This window comes from Flavobacterium sp. UGB4466 (genome assembly GCF_903469665.1).
GTDB classification, from domain to species: Bacteria; Bacteroidota; Bacteroidia; order Flavobacteriales; family Flavobacteriaceae; genus Flavobacterium; species Flavobacterium lipolyticum.
In genome coordinates this window covers 1-22,527 of the sequence record NZ_CAGKLC010000080.1, presented here as the reverse complement: position 1 = coordinate 22,527, position 22,527 = coordinate 1, and the positions used below count along the sequence as shown (strand labels likewise).

Genomic DNA, 22,527 nt, shown 5'->3' with positions numbered 1-22,527 from the left:
ACCGGATTCTTAGCATAACTCAACCTGATGTTACCCAAATGATCCTTATACTGATAGACATACTTTTTACCTATGTTATCATAATAGCCTTCTGCTGTAGAGAAGAATTCTAACGTTGGTCGCGACGGAGCAGCCTGACTTGCCGATTACGCTGCGAAGGCACTAAAACGATTGGCTTTTACCGGTGGATCTTTAGGAACCGGGTCGAACCCATCGATTGGGTCTTTCGGATTTCCTGAATCATCAGGTGCAGGAGGATCTGGATCTCCACCGCCTGGACCAACCGGATCAACCGGAATACTTTGGTCTTCGCTATACCTGTACTGAAATCCTCCCAGATAATCAGCATGAGTTGTACCGCTGGCCTCTTTTACAATTTTCTTCAGATTTTGACCCGCTGCGTTGTAAATATACTCAATTGATCTAGGGCTTGCAAAGGCAATTTTTGTTTACCGCTATTTCAGGACTAGACATTAGGATTACTACTAATTAGAATTGACAAAATCTTTATATCCATATATATAATAACTAAACTAAAAATTATTGGTATTATCGCGGAAAAATCGCCTATTGTAATTGAAACTATCTCATAAAATAAATATATGAATGAAATCAAAATCAAGAATAAAAGAGTAACTGCAATTCTTTTCATTATTAGACTTTCTTTATATAAAGAAAAAAACAAAACAATTGCTGATGACAAGTACAAGAGGATAAAGAGTAGATAAACTTGATTATCATGTTTATTCAAGTCGAATTTATGACCTGAAGCACCAAATAAAATAATCATTCCTAATGAGAATATTATTAATAGTACACTAAAAATCCTAATTAATTTCGTCATAATTTTACTGATTTAAATATTTATTAATTTGTTCCATTACTTTTACAAATTGATTCTTAGTCATACCATTTGCATCAAATTTTATTTCTTCTTTACCTTCAAAAGCTTTCCAATTACCAGACATAATATTGTGAACCGTAATTGCTGAGTCCGAAATTCTTTGTGCACCTGATGTATCGCCATATCTATCATTCCACAAATGCCCTACACCAACATCTGAACGTCCTTTATGTGCATACGCATCTTGTAGCGCGTGTACACCTTGTCCAAAAGCTTCAATTCCTTTACTATTTGCTTTTAAATCCTTAAGTTGTCCTTCTTCGGTTGATTGGAAAATTTTGTCCCATCCAAATTCCATCCCCCTTTCGGTTGCATCATGAGCCGAAATTGTATTATTGTCTTCTTCCCATTCTGAACGCATAGAATGCCAAATATTATAATTATATCCTTTACCTGTATAATCGGTAACCTGCGAATTTGAAGTACCCGAATAATCAATATATGGCGAATAAAATTTCTGATTAGTTGGATGTGCCATATTATTTGCATTTATGTGGCTTCCTGGATTATCTGCATATACTGATGCATAATGCGCTAATAAATTAGCTTGTACTTTTCCTATTCCAGCTGCGGCAAGTGAATTATAAGTCAAATTATAGTGTCTCGTAACTGTCCATTCTCCTTTAACATCAATATTAACAACAGGGTTATTAAGTACATACTGGTATGGTGATATCGGATAATAAGCTTCAGTTTTAGAATCCATATTCATCCATCTCCCAATCGCAGGATCATAATTCCTTGCTCCATAGTCGTACATGTTAAGCCCCAGCTCGTCTTGAAACTCTTTACCGTTGTACTTATACTTATTACTCGTAGCTACATAATCATTATACCCCTTGTGTTTCAATCCAAAAGGATAATAATTATTCTCGTCAATAATGGTAAGAACTTGGGTTGCCGGATTTTTAGTATAACTCAATCGTATGTTACCTAAGTGATCTTTGTATTGATACACATATTTATAAGAACCTGTGGAAGGCTCTACATAACCTTCAGCAGTTGGGAAAAACTTCAAAACTCCGGTATATCCACTTCCTGCCCTTGTGCATTTGTTGGCCATACTTTCATATTGAAATCCTCCTAAATAGTCTGTAATGGTAGTGATGCAAGTGCCTTTATTAACCGTTTTACTTAGTTTTAAGCCATTGGCATTGTAAATGTACTCAATATTTCCGGTGGTCGCAAAGGTAATTTTTAGAGGTAAATTCAAGTGGTTGTAAGTGATAGAAGTAATGTTTTTGTTTTTATCGGTAATCATATTTCCATTGGCATCATAGGTAAAATCATCCCCGATTTTATTAGCATCTATAAAACCCTCATTGTCATTTCCGGCAGTACCGTCAGTTACTTTGGTTAGTTGATTGGAGTTTTCATTCAAATAACCATAAGTCAAATCATCTGTTTGAAAAACAATAGACGGTGCATCACTGGTTCCATATCGCTGCAAAGATTTAATGTTTCCGTTTTTATCATAACTCAAACTTTCGTTATAGGCCCCTGAAATCGGAATAGCATCATTGGGTTTACTGTAAATTGCACTGGTTAAACGATTCAGATTGTCGTACTGATACCCATAGGAACGCTTGGTAAGATCGGTGTTGGTCTTCCAATAGGTCTCTGAAATATTTCCGTTGTACAAAGCCTGAACCTGTGAGTTGCCCGGTTGTTTGTCATAGTTTATCTTAAAGGCAAACAAATCCACCGGGTCCGTATCTTGCTGTAGGTTTTCCACATTGTTGATTCCGGTAAGCCAGCCTCTAATGTTGTAACTATAATGTACTTTCTGTAAAGGATTTGTCGCGCTGTTCCCTACATTTTTAACGATCAATTGTCCTAAGTCATCATAAGTGTTATCTGCCAAAAGTTCTACTGTTCCGCCATTGATTTGATGGGTGTGCGTCAGCAAACGGTCCTGAGGCGAATAGGTGTATTCTTCTCTTATGATGAGCTCGGCATCTCCTGAGGTACGTTTGTGTTTCGTGATGGTATAGAGTGACTTTCCAATAAAATCTAGTTTGCTGTTGGTATTGGTATAACCGCTTAAATAATTCTGAGTTCGGGTACTCACTGCTCTGGCTTTTCGATCGTAAAAGGTAGTGGTGGTTTCTCCTGATGTTTCTGAGGCAGTAGTTAGGGCTCTTGTCCAGCTTCCGGTTACCAGACCTTTGGCATTGTCTAAAACGGTCTGATCTTCAATAGTTGTAGGCTTAACAGCTGCATTAGGATAATTATAATTGTCGTAATAGGTAACGGTTAAAAGTTTAAAGTTCGTTGGAGCAATGTTATTGCTGTAGTATACCGGTATATCGTCTATGGTTCCTGAACTTTGTTTCGTTTCAAATAAAACGGCAGCGGTATTTTGGGCATCCTGTAATGCCTTTCTAGTAGCTGAATTTGAGGTTTGACTGCTCCAGCCCGTATAAATGGGTCTGCTAAAGGCATCGTATTTGGTAATGAGCCAGCCTTCAGTCGTTTCATCTTTAAAAGGCGAAAAAGCCGGTCCGGTTGCCACAGGACGATCGAGTTTGTCGTACACTACAAACTCCCATTGTTTTCCGGGCAATTTTTTCTCTACCAGACGATTGCGGTAGTCGTATTTGTACTGGTAACACAAGCCGTTTAAAATCTCATCACTAACTGCCCCCGATACTTTTGGGGGCAGTACATAGGTCAGATTCCCATAAATATCGTAAACGTAGTACGTATCATGTGGATTGCCTGAATTGTAGGTTCTTTTTAAGATAACCTGCCCTTCGGTATTTTTAAATTCTACCGTCGAACCGGCACTTTCGCTTGGGGTTGCAGTTGTATTTTCATCGTGCGTAATCGTTTTATAGAGTCTTCCTTCCGCATAGATTCCTGCATCATTAAAACTAATGTCGTACAATCCTAAACCTGCGTCCCAAGTAGTATTGGCTTTATAGAGTTTTACCGCATCCACATCGGTATTGGTCTGGTAATCGATTTTAATTTCACGGCCTTTGCCCATTTCCCACGAAGCTCCCGGAGCGGCTTGTTTTAAAACGCGGCTCAATGGTGATGGTTCAAATGCTTTTTGAGAGAAAGGATTTGAGGTATTATCGTATTCCGATTTACCATAAAAGATGGTTGCTGCACTTATGGCTGCTTTCGGGTCGATCATGGGGTAACTGTTGCTTCCATTGTCCACTGCATACGGCAGGTATTCTTTGACTTGTCGCCCAAAGTCATCATACCCGATAGGGGTTACAATGTCTTTGTCTCCTGTTCCCTGACCGATGGCAATGGTTTGTATCGGACGGCCTAATCCGTCAAAATAGGTTACAGTCTGACTCATTTCGTCCTTGGTAAGCGTGCTTAGATTTGCTGCTTTAACCGGTTTTTTAGGTGTCAGGGTGTATATAAAGTTTTCATTGCTAAGGGTTTGGGCTTTTATACTCAAACTTGTTACTAATAACAGACAGATAATTGGCTTGTACTTTTCCATAAGCTGCTTTGGTTCAGTATTTTGTATATCTTAGGTTCTGTTACTAAACCCAGTATTCTTATTTGTAAGTTTTTTTCAGGCCTTACAGTATCCCGCTAAATTTTGATAGAAATTATGAAGATAAAACAAACAATCAGTGCTAAATTCAATAAGCGATAATATTGATGTAATAAATGGATCATAACATTACACATTTGTAAGTATAAAAAATAAGAACTGTATTAGGTAAAGCTTATGCTCTCAGAAAATGGAAATTTCTTTACCTATAATTTTAATCAAAAAAAAGCGCAACAATATTTGATCGTTGCGCATAACATAATTTCTATCGTTTGACGAACTTAAAAAGATTCCCTTAATCACTGTTATCGACAAATTAGAATTTGATCAAAAACAGGTCTTTCACATAAATCTTAACTTATAATTTTACCATAAAAAAAGCCGACACTAAAAATAATGTCGGCTTTCTATAACTAGAGAGAAACTCTCCTATTTTGTAATGAATTTTGGGTTGATTAAATTATCCAATGAATAAATTTCGTCCCATTTTTCCTGAGTGATTAATTTTCTTTCGATCACGGCAATCTGATGTACACTTTTGTTCAATTTTAAAGCTTCACCCGCAATACTGGCACTTTCTTCATAACCTAAAATTGGGTTTAGCTGAGTCACGATTCCAATACTATTCATGACCATATTGTAACAGTGATCTTCATTTGCAGTGATTCCAATGATACATTTATCAATTAAGGTCTGAATTGCATTTGAAAGATAATCCAATGAAGTAAACATCGCGAAAGCAATTACCGGCTCCATCACATTCAATTGTAATTGTCCCGCTTCGGCTGCCATAGTTACAGTCAAATCCTGTCCGATTACATAAAAACAAGTCTGGTTTACGACTTCCGGAATTACCGGATTTACTTTCCCTGGCATGATAGAAGATCCCGGCTGACGTGCAGGCAGATTGATCTCGTTAAATCCTGTTCTTGGTCCTGAGCTCAACAATCTTAAATCGTTACAGATTTTAGAAATTTTAACGGCCGTTCTTTTCAATGTTCCCATGATTTGAACATAAGCTCCGGTATCTACGGTAGCTTCAATTAAATCAGGAGAAAGGGTTAACGGAATTCCAACTTCTTTTGCTAAGTAGTTTACGCAAATTTCAGGGTATCCTTCCGGTGCGTTTACTCTTGTTCCGATAGCTGTTGCTCCCATATTGATCTCCAAAACCAAACTCTGAGCATCTCTTAATCTTCTAACATCTTCTCCAATAGTGGTAGCATAAGAGTTAAACTCCTGCCCTAAAGTCATAGGAACAGCATCCTGCAATTGTGTTCTTCCCATTTTCAGAACACTTTTGAACTCTTCTCCTTTTGCAGCAAATGCTACTTCAAGACCTTCTAAAGTTTTAATAAAACTTTCTATTTTCAGATAAAGTGCAATTCTAAAAGCTGATGGATAGGCGTCATTAGTAGACTGAGAACAGTTTACGTGGTTGTTTGGGTGTAAGAAGTTATAATCTCCTTTTTTATGTCCTAAATATTCTAAACCAATATTAGCGATTACTTCGTTAGCGTTCATGTTTACCGAAGTTCCGGCTCCACCCTGAATCAAATCACTTACAAATTCCTGATCAAATTTACCAGCAATTACCTGATCACTTCCATAACAAATTGCTTCTGCTATTTTAGCATCTAATGCGCCACAATCTTTGTTAGCCAAAGCTGCCGCTTTTTTTACATAACCTAATGCTTTGATGAATAAAGGTTCTTTTGAAATAGGAATTCCTGTGATATTAAAATTCTCTACTGCTCTGAAGGTTTGGATACCATAATATAGATGATTTGGAATGTCTAATTCCCCTAAAAAATCATGCTCTTTTCTTGTTGATCCCATATAATTTAAATTATTACGTTTTAACTTTAAAAAACAGTGTAAATCTACATCAAATTACCCTCATAGGAAAATATTTCAAATCAAATACTGCTAAGATTTTCTTAAATTTTACCTCTAAAATTAAGTACTTAACATTTTAAGGATCAAAAAATGTCAAATTCACAAAAAAACACCTCTAAACAGAGCTCCTTAACTGCATCAGGCAAAAGGTCTTAACCTCCTTTTCTATTCCATCCGAAAGTCACCTTCGGGATCGAAAATTATCTTTATTTATCGTCTGCTAGTACTCGTATAATTAGTATCTTTTCGGTCTGAAAATTATCTTTAAAAATCACCTTGAAAAAAGAATCTCAATATTTCCTTGATAAAGAATACGATACCATTATTTATGGTAAAGAGGATGTCAATTTTAAAGATTTTGAATGTTGTGTTTTTAACAATTGTAATTTTTCTGCCTGTACCTTTTTAGCCGTTACTTTCATCGATTGTGTTTTCAACGATTGTATTTTCAGCGAAGCTAAAATTAACTATGTTGCCTTTCGAACTGCCACTTTTAATCGCTGCGAAATTAAAGACGTTAATTTTGCCATGTGCGACAAACTGATCTTTGAAATTCATTTTTACGATTGCATTTTGGATTTTTCAAAATTTTACACTTTAAAGATCAAAGGAACCACTTTTACGAATTGTAGTTTAATTGCTGTAGATTTTATGGCTACCGACCTCACCAGCGTCCTGTTTGAGAATTGCGATTTGTATCGCTCTGAATTTAACAAAGCCATCGCCAATAAAGCCGATTTCAAAACCAGCTACAATTACACTATTGATCCCTCAAAAACTAAACTGAAAAAAGCAGTTTTTGCTTTGAATGAAGTAAAAGGATTGTTATTCAAGCATGATGTGATTGTGAGTTAAAGTGGTAGTTTTCTATTTACAGTCTCAGTTCTCAGTCTCAGTTCTCAGTCTCAGTTCTCAATCTCAGTTCACATCTAACAGTTTACATTTTACAGTTCACAACTTACATCTCACTTCCAAAAAAATATATGACTCAATTCTAGAACTTCTTCTCCATCACATAATCTTCCATCAAGTAACCGTTTCCAATATCAAGATCGGATTCTCCAACAATTTCAAAACCTATCTTTTTGTAAAAACCCAGAGCCGTATTAAATCGGTTCACATTTAGGGATAATGCCTGAGAATTGTGTACTGCCCCAAGCCTTTCAATTTCTTCAATCACTTTTTTACCAATTCCTTTTCCCTGAGTTTCCGGCAAAAGGTAAATTTTATGAATTTTGGTTGCTGCTTTCTCTTTATAATTGTGTTCAATTCCGATAAACCCTATAGTGGTCATATCATCCTCAATCATATAAAACAACTGCTCTTTTTTTTCTAACTGATCAGCCAAAGCTTCATCAGAGTAAAAAAGATCCAACATATAATCTAATTGTTCTTTGGTTAAGATTTCACCGTATGTAATCGGCCATGTTATATGTACTATTTTTTGAATTTGTTTAATATCGCTAACTGTAGCTTCTGAAATTGCAATCATATTCTATTTTAAAATGCTTTTATTATTTTGTAAAAACTTGATTTTCCTGTTCACTTACCCTAATAAAGGTAGTTCGTTTGGTAAGTTCCTTTAGACGCGAAGCCCCTACATAGGTACAAGTACTTCGTAAACCTCCCAAAATATCTAATATTGTATTTATAACCTCACCCTTAAAAGGTACCTGCACTGTTTTACCTTCACTTGCCCGGTACTCAGCCACTCCCCCAACATGTTTCTCCATAGCTGTTTTAGAACTCATTCCGTAAAACTGCTTGAATTTCTGTCCCTTTTTTTCAATCACTTCGCCGCCACTTTCTGTATGTCCTGCCAACATTCCGCCTAACATTACAAAATCCGATCCTGCACCAAATGCTTTTGCCACATCTCCCGGTGTCTTACAGCCGCCATCACTAATAATATGTCCGCCTAAACCGTGAGCAGCATCGGCACATTCAATAATAGCCGAAAGCTGTGGATACCCTACGCCTGTTTTTACACGGGTAGTACAAACAGAACCACCACCAATTCCTACTTTTACTATATCAGCACCAGCCAAAAGTAGTTCTTCAACCATTTCTCCCGTAACTACATTTCCAGCAATTATAACTTTGTCTGGATATTGTTTGCGAGTTTGCTTCAAAAACTGCACAAAATGTTCTGAGTAGCCATTTGCAACATCGATACAAATAAATTTAAGCAATGGATTCTCTGTAATAATCCGGCTTATTTTTTCAAAATCTTCTGTCCCTGTTCCCGTACTGATCGCAATATGATCATAAAAATCAGTTGTCTTATCTTTTAAAAACACCTTCCATTCTTGTGGAGAGTAGTGTTTATGAATGGCTGTAAAAAGTTTTTCTTTCGCTAGAACTCTGGCCATTTCAAAAGTTCCTACCGTATCCATATTCGCCGCCATAATTGGAACTCCGGACCAGGACGAAGTACTGTGCAAAAACTTAAAATCTTGTTTTAAAGAAACTTCAGATCTGCTTTTTAGCGTTGATCTCTTTGGACGAATCATTACATCTTTAAATCCCAGTTTTAAATCAGCTTCTATTCTCATACGTTTCCGTTTTAGTGGCTCTCAAATATAGTGAATTACGGATTGTGAATGGTGAAATATTAGATGTAAAATGTTAGATGTGAACTGAATACTAAATACCGCTCACTGCAAAGTAAAAACTATAAACTGTAAACGTTACCCGTGAATAGTTTCTCCTTTTCCGTAATTGGTAATAATTGATTCTTCGAAAGCCAGCCACTCTCTCCAGCGTTTTTCTACGTCAATTCCAACGCCGTACTTTCGGGCATAGGTGATAAAAGTAGTGTAATGTCCGGCTTCGCTTTCCATTAACTCTCTGTAAAAAACGGCCAGTTCTTCGTCCTGAATATTTTCAGAAAGCACCTTGAAACGCTCACAGCTTCTGGCCTCGATCATCGCAGAAAACAACAGTCTTTCAACCAGTCCGGAAACACGGCTTCCGTCTCCACTTTTCTTCATGTACTGATACAGTTCGTTTACGTAATCGTCTTTACGCTCACGTCCAAGCTTCAATCCTCTTTTAATGATAATGTTATGAACCTGCTCAAAATGATCGATTTCTTCTTTGGCTAAAGCCAATAAATCCTGCACTAAATCCTGATGTTCAGAATTATTAGTAATAATCGTAATCGCATTTGTTGCTGCTTTCTGCTCGCACCAAGCGTGATCCGTCAGGATTTCTTCAATATTTTTCTCTACAATATTGACCCATCTTGGGTCTGTTGGCAGTTGTAATCTTAGTACGCCCATTTTTTAAGTCTTAAAGTTAAAAGTCATAAAGTTGTAAAGTCAAAAAAGTCGAAGATCAAGAATTAAAATAGAAATTCGCATTCCATTTCAAGACTTTCGACCTTCGACCTTATGACTTTATGACTAATTTTTAGTATACGAAAATTGGTCTTTCGCTCATCATTTCATTTACTTCATCTGCTACGGCTTCGATAACTGCTTCGTTTGTATGATCCACAAGCACTTTATCAATTAAAGCAACAATCGTTTCCATATCTTCTTCCACTAAACCACGAGTTGTGATTGCAGCTGTTCCGATACGGATTCCTGAAGTCACAAATGGTGATTTATCATCAAATGGAACCATGTTTTTATTTACTGTAATTTCTGCTTTTACTAATGCATTTTCAGCTTCTTTACCAGAAATACCTTTATTCCTTAAGTCGATAAGCATCATATGGTTATCTGTTCCGCCAGAAATAATGTTGTATCCTCTTTTTACGAAAGCATCAGCCATAGCGCTTGCATTTTTCTGCAATTGCATAGCATAAGTAAAGAAATCATCTTTAAGTGCTTCACCAAAAGCTACTGCTTTAGCTGCAATGATGTGCATTAAAGGTCCACCTTGATTTCCAGGGAAAACAGCAAGATCTAATAAAGAAGACATCATTCTGATTTCTCCTTTTGGAGTTTTTAAACCTTGTGGGTTTTCGAAATCTTTCCCCATCAAGATTAAACCTCCACGTGGTCCGCGTAATGTTTTATGAGTAGTTGTAGAAACAATATGACAATGTGGAATCGGGTCATTCATCAATCCTTTAGCGATAAGACCTGCAGGATGAGAAATATCAGCAAACAAGATAGCTCCTACGCTGTCTGCAATTTGTCTGAAACGTGCAAAATCCATATCACGTGAATAAGCCGAAGCTCCTGCAATGATTAATTTTGGTTGTTCTTTAGTGGCAATTTCCTGAATTTTATCATAGTCTAAACGACCAGTTTCAGCATCTACACCATAAAAAACAGGACGGTACAAACGACCTGAGAAATTTACAGGAGAACCGTGAGTTAAGTGACCTCCGTGAGATAAGTCGAAACCTAAAATAGTATCTCCAGGATTTAAACATGCATGGTAAACTGATGTATTAGCCTGAGATCCAGAGTGTGGTTGAACGTTTGCATATTCAGCTCCAAATAATTCTTTGGCTCTGTCAATGGCAATTTGCTCAATTACGTCTACTACTTCGCATCCTCCGTAGTATCTTTTGCCAGGGTAACCCTCGGCATATTTGTTAGTTAAAACAGAACCAGCTGCTTTCATTACCTCATCACTTACAAAATTTTCTGAAGCGATAAGTTCTAATCCGTGAATTTGTCTGTCCTTTTCTTCTAGTATAAGGTCAAAAATTTGTTCGTCGCGTTGCATTTTTTCGTTTTTCGTTAATTTCCTGCAAAAATACAAAAAAACGTTTGTCAAACTGTTAGATTATGATATATTTGACATAGAATTTTTCAACAAATAATTAACATTCACATGCCAATAACCGCTAACGATACTAAGAGAAAATCATGGTTAGAAGTACCTGAAAATAGTGATTTCCCTATTCAAAATATTCCATTCGGTATCTTTCTTACCAAAGAAAATGTTGTTACTGTAGGAACAAGAATTGGCGATTACGCTATAGACTTAGGGGCTCTACAACAATTAAACTACTTTGCAGGAATAGATCTGACTGATGATATGTTCATGCAGGACACTCTTAATGATTTCATTTCTTATGGAAAAATAACATGGAGATTAGTCCGTAACCGTATTGCTGATATTTTCGACGAAACCAATCCGCAATTAAGAGATTCGAAGAAAGACCGCGATATTGTTATTTTCAATATTGATGATGTCGAAATGCAATTACCAGTTTTAATTGGTGATTATACGGATTTCTATTCCAGTAAAGAACACGCAACGAACGTTGGAAAAATGTTCCGTGATCCTGAAAACGCTTTATTGCCAAACTGGTTACACATTCCGGTAGGATACCACGGAAGAAGTTCTACCATAGTTCCATCAGGAATTCCGGTACACCGCCCGATGGGACAAACTTTGCCTGCAGGACATGATACCCCGGTATTTGGAGCATCCCGTTTAGTAGACTTTGAATTAGAAACCGCTTTCATTACTACAGATGTAAATGTAATGGGCGAAAACATTTCAACTTACGAAGCAGAGGACTATATTTTCGGAATGGTTTTATTAAACGATTGGAGCGCACGTGACATTCAAAAGTGGGAATATGTACCACTTGGACCATTTTTAGCTAAGAACTTTGCTTCTTCAATCTCTCCATGGATTATTACAATGGATGCTTTAGAACCTTTTAGAACTAAAGGCCCTAAACAAGATCCCACTCCGCTTCCCTATTTACAAACAAAGGGCAAAAAAGCGTACGATATTCATTTAGAGGTTGCTTTAAAACCTGAAAATCAAGAAGAAACCGTACTTTCAAGATCAAACTTCAAATACATGTACTGGTCTATGGCACAGCAGTTAACACATCATACATCCAACGGATGTCGTGTAAACTCTGGTGATATGATGGGTTCAGGAACTATTTCCGGTCCAACTGAAGACAGCTTTGGCTCGATGTTAGAACTAACCTGGGGAGGAAAAAACCCAATAGCCTTGAATGGTGGTGGTGAGCGTAAATTTATAGAAGATGGAGACACAGTAATCATCAGAGGTTTCTGCGAAAGCAATGAAGTACGTATTGGTTTTGGAGAAGTTTCAAGCCAGTTATTACCTCCTTTTGTGAGACAATGAAGAGATCCTGCAGTATCGGAAGATATATAAGCAAAAAAAACTTGTTAGCTGACTAACAAGGTTTTTTTTATTCTTTTTGCCACAGATTAAAGGATTAAAAACTGATTTTTTATAATCTGCGAGAATCCTTTAATCTGTGGCAAAAAAATTCGATATCCTTCGAAATCTAAAAATTAAGCCGGAATCTGTTGACTCAAACAGTGTAATGTTCCAAAGCCCCAGATAAAATCAATACAACTGATACCGATTACTTCTCTGTCAGGAAAACATTCAGCAAGTATATTCAAAGCTACACGATCATTGCTATCGTTAAAAGTAGGAACCAGTACACAATTATTCAAAATTAGAAAATTCGCATAGCTGGCTGGTAATCTTAACGTATCAAAATCAACACGTTTAGGCATTGGCAATGCTACGATAGTTGGTGATTTTCCGTCTTCCAGTTTTGCATTTTGCAAACGTTTCAAATTGTCCTGTAATGGTTTATAATTAGAATCGTTTTTATCCGTTTCTACAATCGTTACAATAGTATCTTCGTTTACAAATCGGCATAAATCGTCGATATGTCCGTGTGTATCATCTCCTTCTATTCCGTCACCCAACCATATTACATTGGTAACTCCTAAGTATTCCTTAAAAACAGCCTCGTAATCTTCTTTAGTAAAACCTGCGTTTCTAACCTGAATGGTCGGATGCATCAAACATTCTTCAGAAGTCAATAAAGTTCCTTTTCCGTTTACATCAATTGCACCGCCTTCTACAATTACAGGTTTCCCCTTATACATTACCTGCGTAAGCGGAACATCAATAAAATCGGCTATTTTAGCAGGAACAAATTTATCCAGCTGGTAGTTTTTGTACTTCGCCCAACCGTTGAAATTAAAATTCAAAGCTTCTCTTTTTGAACCATTTTGTACAATAATTGGCCCCGAATCACGCATCCAGCTTCTATTGGTTTTGTGAACAATAAAAGAAACATTCGCCAGATTCACTCGTCCCATTTCCAGCATTCCATTTACTTTTTCTTTTAGTTTTTCATCGGCTACAACCAAAAAAACAGTTTCAAAAGTGGCTACTTTTTTAATAAATTCTACAAAAGCCCATTGAACAGCTTCGTATTTTCCCGGCCAATCGTTTCCATTATGCGGAAAACACAATACAATTCCTTGTTGTTTCTCCCATTCCGCCGGAAACCTTCTATTATTTGTTGACATAAAATGATTCTAAATTTGAAAGTGTACAAAGATAATGAGATAATTTGATAATTAGATAATGTGATAATTAGATAATTGGAGAATTAGGCAATTGAGCAACCTAACAATTTAATAACTAACAAATTAACCAGTTATCTAATTAACAGATTAAGTTAAAGATTAAATAATAAAGCCTTAATATAAGACCACAATCTGCTAATTACATTTGGCAAAACTAAAAAACACAAAAATGAAAAATGTAAGCCTTTCATTATTAGCTGCTTTATTTGTTATGGCAAGCTGTAATAATGATGAAACCTCAAAAAATCAGGAATCCGAAGTTGTGGTCAACGAAAATCCTGGTTCTTTTAAAGAAATCGGTTCGATCACTATTGGCGGAGAAGCTGCCGCTGAGATTTCGACATATGATGAAAAAACAAAAAGACTTTTTACAGTAAATAATAGCGGAACGAATCAAATTGATGTCATTGATATTTCCGATCCTACAAAACCCGTTAAAATTGGTAAAATCGATCTGACTCCGTACGAAGGTGCTTCCAATAGTGTTGCAGTTTACGATGGAAAACTGGCTGTTGCTTTAGAATCAACTCTTAACAAACAAGGAAATGGAAAAGTGGTTATTTTTAATACCAGCGATTACAGCTTAATCAAACAAGTTCCCGTTGGTGCATTACCCGATATGATTACGTTTTCGCCGGACGGAAAATTCATCATGACGGCTAACGAAGGAGAACCTAACACCGATTATACGCAGGATCCAAACGGAAGCATTTCTATTATTGATACAGCTACTTATGCTGTTACCACTTTAGATTTCAGTTCTTTTAGTGGTCAGGCCGAAGCTTTGAAAAAAGAAGGATTTAGAATTTCAAAATTTGCCAAGAGTTTTGCTCAGGACATAGAACCTGAATACATTACCATATCTGATGATTCTAAAACTGCCTGGGTGACTTTACAGGAAAATAATGGTGTTGCCAAAGTAGATCTAACTTCTAAAACCATCACAGCTCTTTATCCTCTGGGCTTTAAAAATTTCAATACCGCCGAAAATGCCATTGATGTAAGTGATAAAGACGATAAAATTGCTTTTAATCCCTGGAAAGTAAAAGGAATGTACATGCCGGATGCCATTAGTCATTTTTCAGCAAACAATACTCCTTATTTTGTTACAGCCAACGAAGGTGATGCCAGAGAATATGCTGCCTACGCAGATATTAAAAGAATGAAAGACATGAAACTGGATGCCACTGCTTTTCCTGATGCTGCCACTTTAAAATTGGAGACTAATTTAGGAAGACTTAACCTTATTGCCGATATGGGAGATGGTGACGGCGACGGTGACCTGGATGAGTTGGTCGCTTTTGGGGCCCGCTCCTTCTCTATCTGGAATGGGAATACCGGAAAAATTGTTTATGATAGTAAAAATGATGCAGATAAAAAAACAAATGAACTTGGAACCTACGATGACAAACGTAGCGATGACAAAGGCTCTGAGCCGGAAGCAGTCGTTGCCGCTAAAATGGGATCTCAGAATATTTTATTTGTTGGTTTAGAAAGATCTGATGCTTTTATGACTTATGATGTAACCAATCCTGCTTCACCACAATATTTACAGACGGTAAAAACCGGTGACGCTCCGGAAGGAATACTCTTCATTCCGGCTTCTAAAAGTCCAACCAAAAGAAGTTTGTTAGTCGTTAGTAGTGAAGGAGATGGAACTGTAAAAATATACCAACCAGATTTAAAATAACCTTCACATTTACAATTTCAAAAAGGGGCTAAAAATTAAATTTAGCCCCTTTTTTTGACCAAATATTTTGATTTCATTAACATATTTGCATAATTAAAACCCAAAAGATGGGAATTATGTAAGACCAAATAGAACACTATCTAAATTTCGTACTATAAATTTGTCCTGAGTTTAAAAGTTAAGGCTCAAAAATAATATTAAATAAAAATTTGGATATCATGAAAAAGAAATTAGCTTCAGTATCACTTTTACTACTATCAATCGTTGCCAGTGCACAAAACACGACAACGACATCGGCCCCGTCTACAATTGACAAACCTGCTTACAATAAATGGTCTATAGAATTAAACGGAGGTTTAAACAAACCTATGAGAGCCATAACACCTGGTTATTCAACGGAATCAGTTAGTCCGTTTCATGCCGATTTAGGAGCAAGATATATGTTTAATCCTAAATTTGGTTTGAAACTGGATGTTGGATACGATCAATTTCAGGAACGTAAAGACACTCCGGAGTTTGATAGCAAATATTACAGAGCAAGTTTACAAGGGGTTGTTAACCTTGGAAGAGCTTTAAACTTTGAAACCTGGACAAATACTTTCGGTTTATTGGCACATGGAGGTTTTGGGGTTTCTCAATTAAGCAGCGATAAAGGTTTTGACGGGAAAGATTATATGGCTCACGGAATTATGGGATTAACCGGACAAGTGAGACTAAGCAACAGAGTTGCTTTAACCGGAGATCTTACCGGAATTGTTAACGGAAGACAAAACCACAACTTCGATGGAAAAGGAGTTCCTGCTACCGGTTCATTAGATGGTGTGCTGTTAAATGCATCTGTTGGTTTGACGTTTTACTTAGGTAAAAACACAAAACATGCTGACTGGTATTCTGAAGACAATGAAAGACTGAACAAATTAGAAGACCGAGTGAATACAATTGAAACTAATCTTATTGATACCGATAAAGATGGTGTTGCTGATTTGTATGATTTAGAGCCAAATACAATTTCAGGAGTGGCTGTTAACACTAAAGGACAATCTATTGATACCAATCAAAATGGTGTTCCGGACGAATTAGAAAGCTATTTAGATAAAACTTATGCTAAAAAAGGAAGTGAAGCTGCTCCAACAAACAAAACGGTTGAAGAATTAATTAACGGAGGGTATGTAAATGTATACTTTGATTTCAATTCTTCTAAACCAACCAATACTTCTCTATCCGGTGTTGATTTCTTAGTGAAATACCTGAAAAACAATCCTGGTAAATCTGCTGATATCATTGGTTATGCAGACGAAATTGGAAACTCAAGCTACAATACTGAATTATCAAGAAAAAGAGCTGAAGCAGTTAAAAAGATTGCAACAAATGCAGGAATCGATGCTTCAAGACTGAATGTAATTGCTAATGGTGAAGATACTTCTGTGAACAAAAATTCAAAAGAAGCGCGTCAAATCGTAAGAAGAGTTACTTTCCAGGTGAAATAAACAATTCTAAGCTAGTATAAAAAGAGGCTGTTTAAATTTTTAAACAGCCTCTTTTGCATATAAATACTTAAGATTGGAATTAAAGTCCAAAAGCAGTTTTAGTCTACGTCTTACTTCAACGCGGATAAAACAGATTCGCTATCGCGAAAACGCGGATAAAAACGGATTTTAAAAATTGTAAACTTATTTAAAGAGAAAAAAATCGGTGTCTCTCCGTGTTTTTACGAAGTAAATCCGTTTTATCAGCATCGAATTAAAGCTAAAATTTAAAACAATATTATCTCTGCTAAAAAAAAGAGGCTGTTTAAATTAAACAGCCTCTTTTGCATATAAATAATTAAGATTGGAATTAAAGTCCAAAAAGCTTTAGCATTCTACGTCTAACTTCAACGCCGATAAAACAGATTCGCTATCGCGAAAACGCGGATAAAAACGGATTTTAAAAAATTGTAAACTCATTTAAAGAGAAAAAAATCGGTGTCTATCCATTTTATCAGCGTCGAATTAAAGCTAAAATTTTAAAACAATATTGTCTCTGCTAAAAAAAAGAGGCTGTTTAAAATTAAACAGCCTCTACTTCTTTACCTTTCTATAAAGGTATTTTTGACTTATTGATCAATCGCTCTTTTGGTAATATCGCCAAAAGCATCAATTCTTCTGTCTCTGAAAAATGGCCAGTTCTGACGTACGTTTTCCTGTAGATCCAAATCAACTTCAGCAATTAGAATTTCTTCCTGATCATGAGAAGCCTGAGCTAAAATCTCACCTTGAGGTCCCGCGATAAACGAAGCTCCCCAAAACTGAATTCCTTCTGTTCCTTCAATATATTTTTCTAATCCAATACGGTTTGCAGCGGCAACAAAAACACCATTTGCAACAGCATGGCCTTTCATTACGTTCATCCATGCACCATATTGATTTACTCCATACTCTTCTTTTTCTTTTGGATGCCATCCAATTGCTGTTGGGTAAAATAAAACCTCAGCTCCTTTTAAAGCAGTAATACGTGCTGCTTCCGGATACCATTGATCCCAGCAAATAAGGGTTCCGATTTTTCCTTTTTTAGTCTCAATAGCCTGAAAACCTAGGTCACCTGGTGTGAAATAGAATTTTTCATAGAAATGCGGATCGTCCGGAATGTGCATTTTACGGTATAACCCTGCTTCTGTTCCATCCGTATCAATGATGTAAGCACTATTATGATAAATTCCAGCCATTCTTTTCTCAAAGAAAGGAACAATAATTACCACTCCTAATTCCTTTGCCAAGGCACTAAAAGCAATAAATGAAGTACTGTAAAGTGGTTCGGCTAATGCAAAATTATCTACATCTTCGCTTTGGCAAAAATAATGACTGCTGTACAATTCAGGCAGCAAGATTACTTCAGCTCCTTTATTGGCAGCATCTTTTACCCAGCTGATACATTTTTTAAGATTATTCTCGGCAACATCATTCAGATTTAACTGAATAACGGCTATTTTATACTTTCTTTTCGGCATGACATAAAATTTAGAGTGCAAAAATAGTGTTTTTTGAAAGAATGACAAAGAACACCTATCTTCCAGTTCTTATAAAAAAGAAAACCATCTTACAAACATCCCTCTCTATTAAAGAATCAAATGATTGCAAAATGGTTTCGTTACCTAAGATTTATCGTCTAAAAACTTAATTACTCAATAACCACTTTCGTCGTTACGAATTCCGTTTCCGATTTTTTGAATTTGATTTCAAATGTTCCTTTTGTTGCGGACTTAAATTTGTAAACTGTCTTTTTAGGATCTGGTACCTGAGTAGTACAAACTCCTGTTGGATACTTAACTTCAACTTGTAGTCCTTTTACTCCCCCAATGGTCACTTCACCAATTTTACTGAATTCTCCACAAGCGTTATCGACAATAAAGGTAACATCGTAGCTCAGTTCTTCATTAACCTTCCCGGTTGCAGGACCTTTCACTTCGGTCACTAAAGCAGCTTTAGTAATTGATTCAGGAATACTTGGTGCGTCATTATCGTTACTGCATGAAGCCAATCCAATCGTTAAAAATAATACTACAAAAACTGATTTTAATTTAAACCTTTTCATATAAAATAATAATTAATTGTTAATTACTATGAAGATGCCGTTGGATGGCAATGGTTGCTTTTCAAATTTGTTAATTCTTTCGACAAAACAAATAAACCATTAAAAATCAAATCTTTATTTCGTCAAAATACTTTAAAAAAAAAAACCCTTTCTTATGAAAAACCAAAATTTATCGCATAGCCCCGATAGAAACGGCATCCTTTTTCCTGCTTTTTTAGCAGGGAAAAGATAGAGTGAATAGCGGGACAAAAGTCCTTTTTAAAAATAAGTTACAGTGCTTCAAAAAACAAAACACCAGTCGAAAGACTGGTGTTTTGTTTATGTTTTTTTTAAACTTTAGAAATCAGTTTATTTTGCAAAACCTTATTTTATTATTTTAAAGCAATACTCTAAACGACTACCTTTTTAAAGAAAAGTGAGATCTAAATACCGCTGGGCTTCCATCAGTATTGGTATACTCTATCAAAAACCAATAATCATCAGAAAATAAGTCAATACCATTATATTTTCCATCCCAGCCCTCTCCAATTGTATTTATTTTTTTTAACAATTTTCCATACCTGTCAAAAATGCTAATTTTTGGATTCATTGAAGGCAACAAATCATCGATTTTCCATATATCATTAAAACCATCCTCATTAGGGGTAAAAAATTTAGGATACTTAATCACATTCGCAGTTAGAAATATCTGATTACAGCCATTTTTATCACGAATAACAACCTGATAAATTCCGGATTTAGATACTGAAAAAGAAGGGGCATCCTGAAAATTTATTCCATCTATAGAAAATTCATAATTTCCGATACCATTTGTAACTGAAATAATAATATCCTGAATATCAAAAAAAATACTGTTAACCTTTACCGATGCAATAGCCGACGAAGATTTACCAACGACTGAACTGTCATTGGTTACACACCCGGTTAATTGGTCTGTTATTTCAACCGTATAAGTTCCTATTTTACTAACTATAATTCCGGAATCAATATCCGGTAATGTTACCCCATCACATTTCCACTTAAATTTATATAATTCATTTGATAATTTTGTATCAATCAAAATTGGGTTCAATAATTGATTTGTAACAGGGTCAACGCAGAGATACTGATCAGGCAAATTTACAAATGGTAAAGGAAGGATTTTAATTAAAAGTATTTGGCTTAAACCCGTACAATAATCATTCTTTTCATTTACCTCTAAAAGATAATCTCCAGGTGGAGTATCTTTCCATTCTATACTGATCTCATTAGTTCTGTCATTATAAGGCTTTAGTATCTTTCCAACAAAACGTGAATCCTTAATGATCCAATTATACACAGATCCTGATGTCCCTAAACCTAAATTCTCAGACCTGTCAACTCCATAATTACTCACACTGCCAAAGCAAATTATTTGTTGCCCCCGGGAGCAAAAAGAAAAAAAAACAAGAAATAAGGCTAATACAATCTTAAGAGAAAAAGAATAACTTTGCTTCGATTTGAATACTATTCGCATCATTTGTGTTTTTTATAACTTTTCAAATTATATTTAATCATAAGAAATAGGACTAGTAACCGGTAATAACTTTTTTACAACTTTAACGGGAGATGGTGAAGTTCTTGAACAATTTGTACTAAAATTACTATCCGTAACAGTTACCGTATAATTAGAACTTTCAGTTGCCTTGTAAGAACTATTGTTTGCACCAATTATATCAATAGTGTCTCGTTGCCATTGGTATAAGAACCCGGGCTTTTCAATTGCTTTCAAAACTACACTGTCACCATCACAAAATGTAGTAGGACCAATAGCTGTTATTGATGCATCAGGCAATGGATGTACTATAACTGATGTAGCTTTTGAAATAGCTGAGCAGCCATTTGCATCAATAACCTTAAGTGTATAATCTGAACTTTCGGTTGCCTTGTAAGAGGCTGAAGTACCTACGATAACATTGTTTTTATTTCTCCATTCATATGATAAATTAGTTTTCATCTTCGAAAGTAATGTAACACTACCACCCTCACAAAATTCTAAGGACTCAGCTGGTAAAATTGTAATTTCGGCAACAGGAAGAGGATTGACTTTAACGCTAATTGGGGCCGATGTTTTTATACAATTATTTCCATTTGTAACCTGTACACTATAATCGGAGCTTTCTGTTGCAACATAGGAACTGTTTACTGCACCTATAATATCCATTCCGCCTTTTTTCCATTGATATTTCAAATTAGATCCAGTATTTGCATTTAGTACCACACTTCCACCAAAACAAAAAGTAGTAGATCCTTTCGGGGTAATCTCAGCCAATGGTAACGGGTTTACAACAACAATCCCGCTAGAAGCAATACTAACACATCCTAAAGAATTTTTCACTTTTACACTATAATTACCAGCTGTACCAGTAGTAATACTTGAAACATTACCGGGATTTCCTCCAGAGGGTGTGGTCCATTCATAAACATAGTCATTTCCAGTATCTGGGGGTGTTACTGTCGCATATAAAGTTGCTTTCGAACCTTCACAAATCACAGCATCATTTACTGTAACTACCGGAAGATCCACAATGGTTACCACTAAAGTAACTTTATCTCCTGAACAAGCAGAATTAGTTTCTGTTACCTCTAAATGATACTCCCCTACTGGAGTAGATCCCCAATCTACGGTAATAGAATTAGTGTTTTGATTCTGAATAACCCCGGAAAACATTGCCTCAACTACACGCCAATTATATGTAGAACCCGGAGTTCCCGATACGCCATCAGCCAAATCAACTGAGTATTTCTTACTTGTGCCAAAACATACCTTTTGCGTAGAAGTTGTTAATTGGGCTTGTACAGATGAGAAAAAAAATACAGTTAATAAAACCAGTACTTTTTTTAGAATTTTATGTGTCAAAATTTTAATCATGAGTAATTACAGAAGTCTGCGGTATATTTATAATATTATAAGTCTTTATTGTTTCACAGTTTAAATTTCCCCGTAATTTAATTTTCACGATACCTTCTTTTAAAAATTTTACCTCTCCGGTTTCAGGATCTACCGTCGCAAGACTTGGGTCAGAACTTGACCAGGGTTTTGCTGGTAAAACAATAGCAGATGATTTTAGATAAACACTTTTACTTTTACAGGGATAAAATGGAATTTCGGGCTCAATTATTTTTGGCGGGGGATCATAATTATTAATTGCATTAAATCTCATAATTACATTATTTAAATCCAGACATCCGCTTTTTGATATGATCACGTATGCACCTGAATAAAAAGCCTGTGAATTAAACTGAATTGTTGATTGCTTGCATTTTATACAATCAGATGCATCGTCGTTTGATGCTAACAATACACCCGAACTATTATACAAAGCCAGAAAAGTATCTTCTGATGATTCCCCAACGGTTGTAAATGTATAGGTATTATTGAACGTTAAAGGAGATAAATTAATTCTGACCTGTCCTCCTGATGGGTGTGTAACCCATTGAAAAGAACAAACCGGATTATATAAAACCGAATCTGTAAAAGTAGGCACACATTGCCCATGCACAATTCCTAGAAAAAAGTAGAAAAAAAAGAGTAAATTTCTTTTTTTTCTATAATATATAACAC

General features: G+C 35.9%; 17 protein-coding genes. 5 read left to right on the top strand and 12 right to left on the bottom strand.

The features are described 5' to 3' along the window. The first annotated feature begins 171 nt into the window (after positions 1 to 171). On the top strand, positions 172 to 327 hold the full coding sequence (locus JO950_RS16735) for a hypothetical protein (protein ID WP_202703665.1): 156 nt from the start codon (positions 172 to 174) through the stop codon (positions 325 to 327). 521 nt (positions 328 to 848) lie between these two features. On the opposite strand, the gene JO950_RS16730 is transcribed toward JO950_RS16735, so the two are convergent. Further along, positions 849 to 4,373, bottom strand: coding sequence for a DUF6443 domain-containing protein (locus JO950_RS16730; protein WP_202703664.1), 3,525 nt, complete (start codon positions 4,371 to 4,373; stop codon positions 849 to 851). Positions 4,374 to 4,859: 486 nt separating this feature from the next. Then, positions 4,860 to 6,269: an aspartate ammonia-lyase gene (gene aspA / locus JO950_RS16725; RefSeq protein WP_017497071.1), complete on the bottom strand. Its 1,410-nt coding sequence runs from the start codon at positions 6,267 to 6,269 to the stop codon at positions 4,860 to 4,862. Between the two features lie 336 nt (positions 6,270 to 6,605). Between aspA and JO950_RS16720 the strand changes: the two genes are divergently transcribed. Next, positions 6,606 to 7,184 carry a pentapeptide repeat-containing protein gene (locus JO950_RS16720; RefSeq protein ID WP_202703663.1) on the top strand — a complete coding sequence of 193 codons (579 nt, stop codon included), beginning with the start codon at positions 6,606 to 6,608 and terminating at the stop codon, positions 7,182 to 7,184. A 139-nt stretch (positions 7,185 to 7,323) separates the two neighbouring features. Here the strand turns inward: JO950_RS16720 and JO950_RS16715 are convergent, their stop codons facing one another. The 4 genes from JO950_RS16715 to glyA all read right to left on the bottom strand — a co-directional run bounded on the left by JO950_RS16715 (position 7,324) and on the right by glyA (position 11,018). Next, the gene (locus JO950_RS16715; protein ID WP_202703662.1) at positions 7,324 to 7,821 is read right to left on the bottom strand and encodes a GNAT family N-acetyltransferase; all 498 of its coding nucleotides are present in this window, start codon (positions 7,819 to 7,821) and stop codon (positions 7,324 to 7,326) included. 22 nt (positions 7,822 to 7,843) lie between these two features. Beyond that, on the bottom strand, positions 7,844 to 8,884 hold the full coding sequence (locus JO950_RS16710; RefSeq protein WP_202703661.1) for a GMP reductase: 1,041 nt from the start codon (positions 8,882 to 8,884) through the stop codon (positions 7,844 to 7,846). 135 nt (positions 8,885 to 9,019) lie between these two features. Then, a complete protein-coding gene (locus JO950_RS16705; RefSeq protein ID WP_017497075.1) occupies positions 9,020 to 9,613 on the bottom strand; it encodes a tRNA-(ms[2]io[6]A)-hydroxylase in 594 nt (197 codons plus the stop codon). A 130-nt stretch (positions 9,614 to 9,743) separates the two neighbouring features. Then, positions 9,744 to 11,018: a serine hydroxymethyltransferase gene (gene glyA, locus JO950_RS16700; RefSeq protein ID WP_202703660.1), complete on the bottom strand. Its 1,275-nt coding sequence runs from the start codon at positions 11,016 to 11,018 to the stop codon at positions 9,744 to 9,746. Positions 11,019 to 11,126: 108 nt separating this feature from the next. Here glyA and fahA point away from each other — a divergent pair, with 108 nt between their 5' ends. Then, positions 11,127 to 12,410 (top strand): fumarylacetoacetase, encoded by a 1,284-nt coding sequence (gene fahA, locus JO950_RS16695; RefSeq protein WP_202703659.1) that lies wholly within the window; start codon positions 11,127 to 11,129, stop codon positions 12,408 to 12,410. A gap of 173 nt (positions 12,411 to 12,583) precedes the next feature. Here the strand turns inward: fahA and JO950_RS16690 are convergent, their stop codons facing one another. Beyond that, complete coding sequence (locus tag JO950_RS16690) at positions 12,584 to 13,624, bottom strand: agmatine/peptidylarginine deiminase (protein ID WP_202703658.1); 1,041 nt, start codon at positions 13,622 to 13,624, stop codon at positions 12,584 to 12,586. A 229-nt stretch (positions 13,625 to 13,853) separates the two neighbouring features. Here JO950_RS16690 and JO950_RS16685 point away from each other — a divergent pair, with 229 nt between their 5' ends. Then, complete coding sequence (locus tag JO950_RS16685; RefSeq protein WP_202703657.1) at positions 13,854 to 15,374, top strand: choice-of-anchor I family protein; 1,521 nt, start codon at positions 13,854 to 13,856, stop codon at positions 15,372 to 15,374. A 218-nt stretch (positions 15,375 to 15,592) separates the two neighbouring features. Further along, positions 15,593 to 16,861, top strand: coding sequence for an OmpA family protein (locus JO950_RS16680; protein WP_202703656.1), 1,269 nt, complete (start codon positions 15,593 to 15,595; stop codon positions 16,859 to 16,861). A gap of 608 nt (positions 16,862 to 17,469) precedes the next feature. Here JO950_RS16680 and JO950_RS16675 read toward each other — a convergent pair. The 5 genes from JO950_RS16675 to JO950_RS16655 all read right to left on the bottom strand — a co-directional run. Next, positions 17,470 to 18,360, bottom strand: a complete 891-nt coding sequence (locus JO950_RS16675) for a carbon-nitrogen hydrolase (RefSeq protein ID WP_017497081.1) — start codon at positions 18,358 to 18,360, stop codon at positions 17,470 to 17,472. A gap of 170 nt (positions 18,361 to 18,530) precedes the next feature. Beyond that, entirely contained in the window at positions 18,531 to 18,944 is a 414-nt protein-coding gene (locus JO950_RS16670; protein WP_202703655.1) for a hypothetical protein, read from the bottom strand. A 397-nt stretch (positions 18,945 to 19,341) separates the two neighbouring features. After that, a complete protein-coding gene (locus JO950_RS16665; RefSeq protein WP_202703654.1) occupies positions 19,342 to 20,319 on the bottom strand; it encodes a T9SS type B sorting domain-containing protein in 978 nt (325 codons plus the stop codon). Between the two features lie 153 nt (positions 20,320 to 20,472). Further along, positions 20,473 to 21,822, bottom strand: coding sequence for a hypothetical protein (locus tag JO950_RS16660; RefSeq protein ID WP_202703653.1), 1,350 nt, complete (start codon positions 21,820 to 21,822; stop codon positions 20,473 to 20,475). A gap of 4 nt (positions 21,823 to 21,826) precedes the next feature. After that, a partial coding sequence (locus JO950_RS16655) for a hypothetical protein (RefSeq protein WP_237732374.1) occupies positions 21,827 to 22,527 on the bottom strand: 701 nt, incomplete at its 5' end.

Coding starts and splice junctions, on each gene's coding strand:
- JO950_RS16730 (WP_202703664.1), bottom strand. CDS start 4,373: ATGGAAAAGTACAAGCCAATTATCTGTCTGTTATTAGTAACAAGTTTG.
- aspA (WP_017497071.1), bottom strand. CDS start 6,269: ATGGGATCAACAAGAAAAGAGCATGATTTTTTAGGGGAATTAGACATT.
- JO950_RS16715 (WP_202703662.1), bottom strand. CDS start 7,821: ATGATTGCAATTTCAGAAGCTACAGTTAGCGATATTAAACAAATTCAA.
- JO950_RS16710 (WP_202703661.1), bottom strand. CDS start 8,884: ATGAGAATAGAAGCTGATTTAAAACTGGGATTTAAAGATGTAATGATT.
- JO950_RS16705 (WP_017497075.1), bottom strand. CDS start 9,613: ATGGGCGTACTAAGATTACAACTGCCAACAGACCCAAGATGGGTCAAT.
- glyA (WP_202703660.1), bottom strand. CDS start 11,018: ATGCAACGCGACGAACAAATTTTTGACCTTATACTAGAAGAAAAGGAC.
- fahA (WP_202703659.1), top strand. CDS start 11,127: ATGCCAATAACCGCTAACGATACTAAGAGAAAATCATGGTTAGAAGTA.
- JO950_RS16690 (WP_202703658.1), bottom strand. CDS start 13,624: ATGTCAACAAATAATAGAAGGTTTCCGGCGGAATGGGAGAAACAACAA.
- JO950_RS16685 (WP_202703657.1), top strand. CDS start 13,854: ATGAAAAATGTAAGCCTTTCATTATTAGCTGCTTTATTTGTTATGGCA.
- JO950_RS16680 (WP_202703656.1), top strand. CDS start 15,593: ATGAAAAAGAAATTAGCTTCAGTATCACTTTTACTACTATCAATCGTT.
- JO950_RS16675 (WP_017497081.1), bottom strand. CDS start 18,360: ATGCCGAAAAGAAAGTATAAAATAGCCGTTATTCAGTTAAATCTGAAT.
- JO950_RS16670 (WP_202703655.1), bottom strand. CDS start 18,944: ATGAAAAGGTTTAAATTAAAATCAGTTTTTGTAGTATTATTTTTAACG.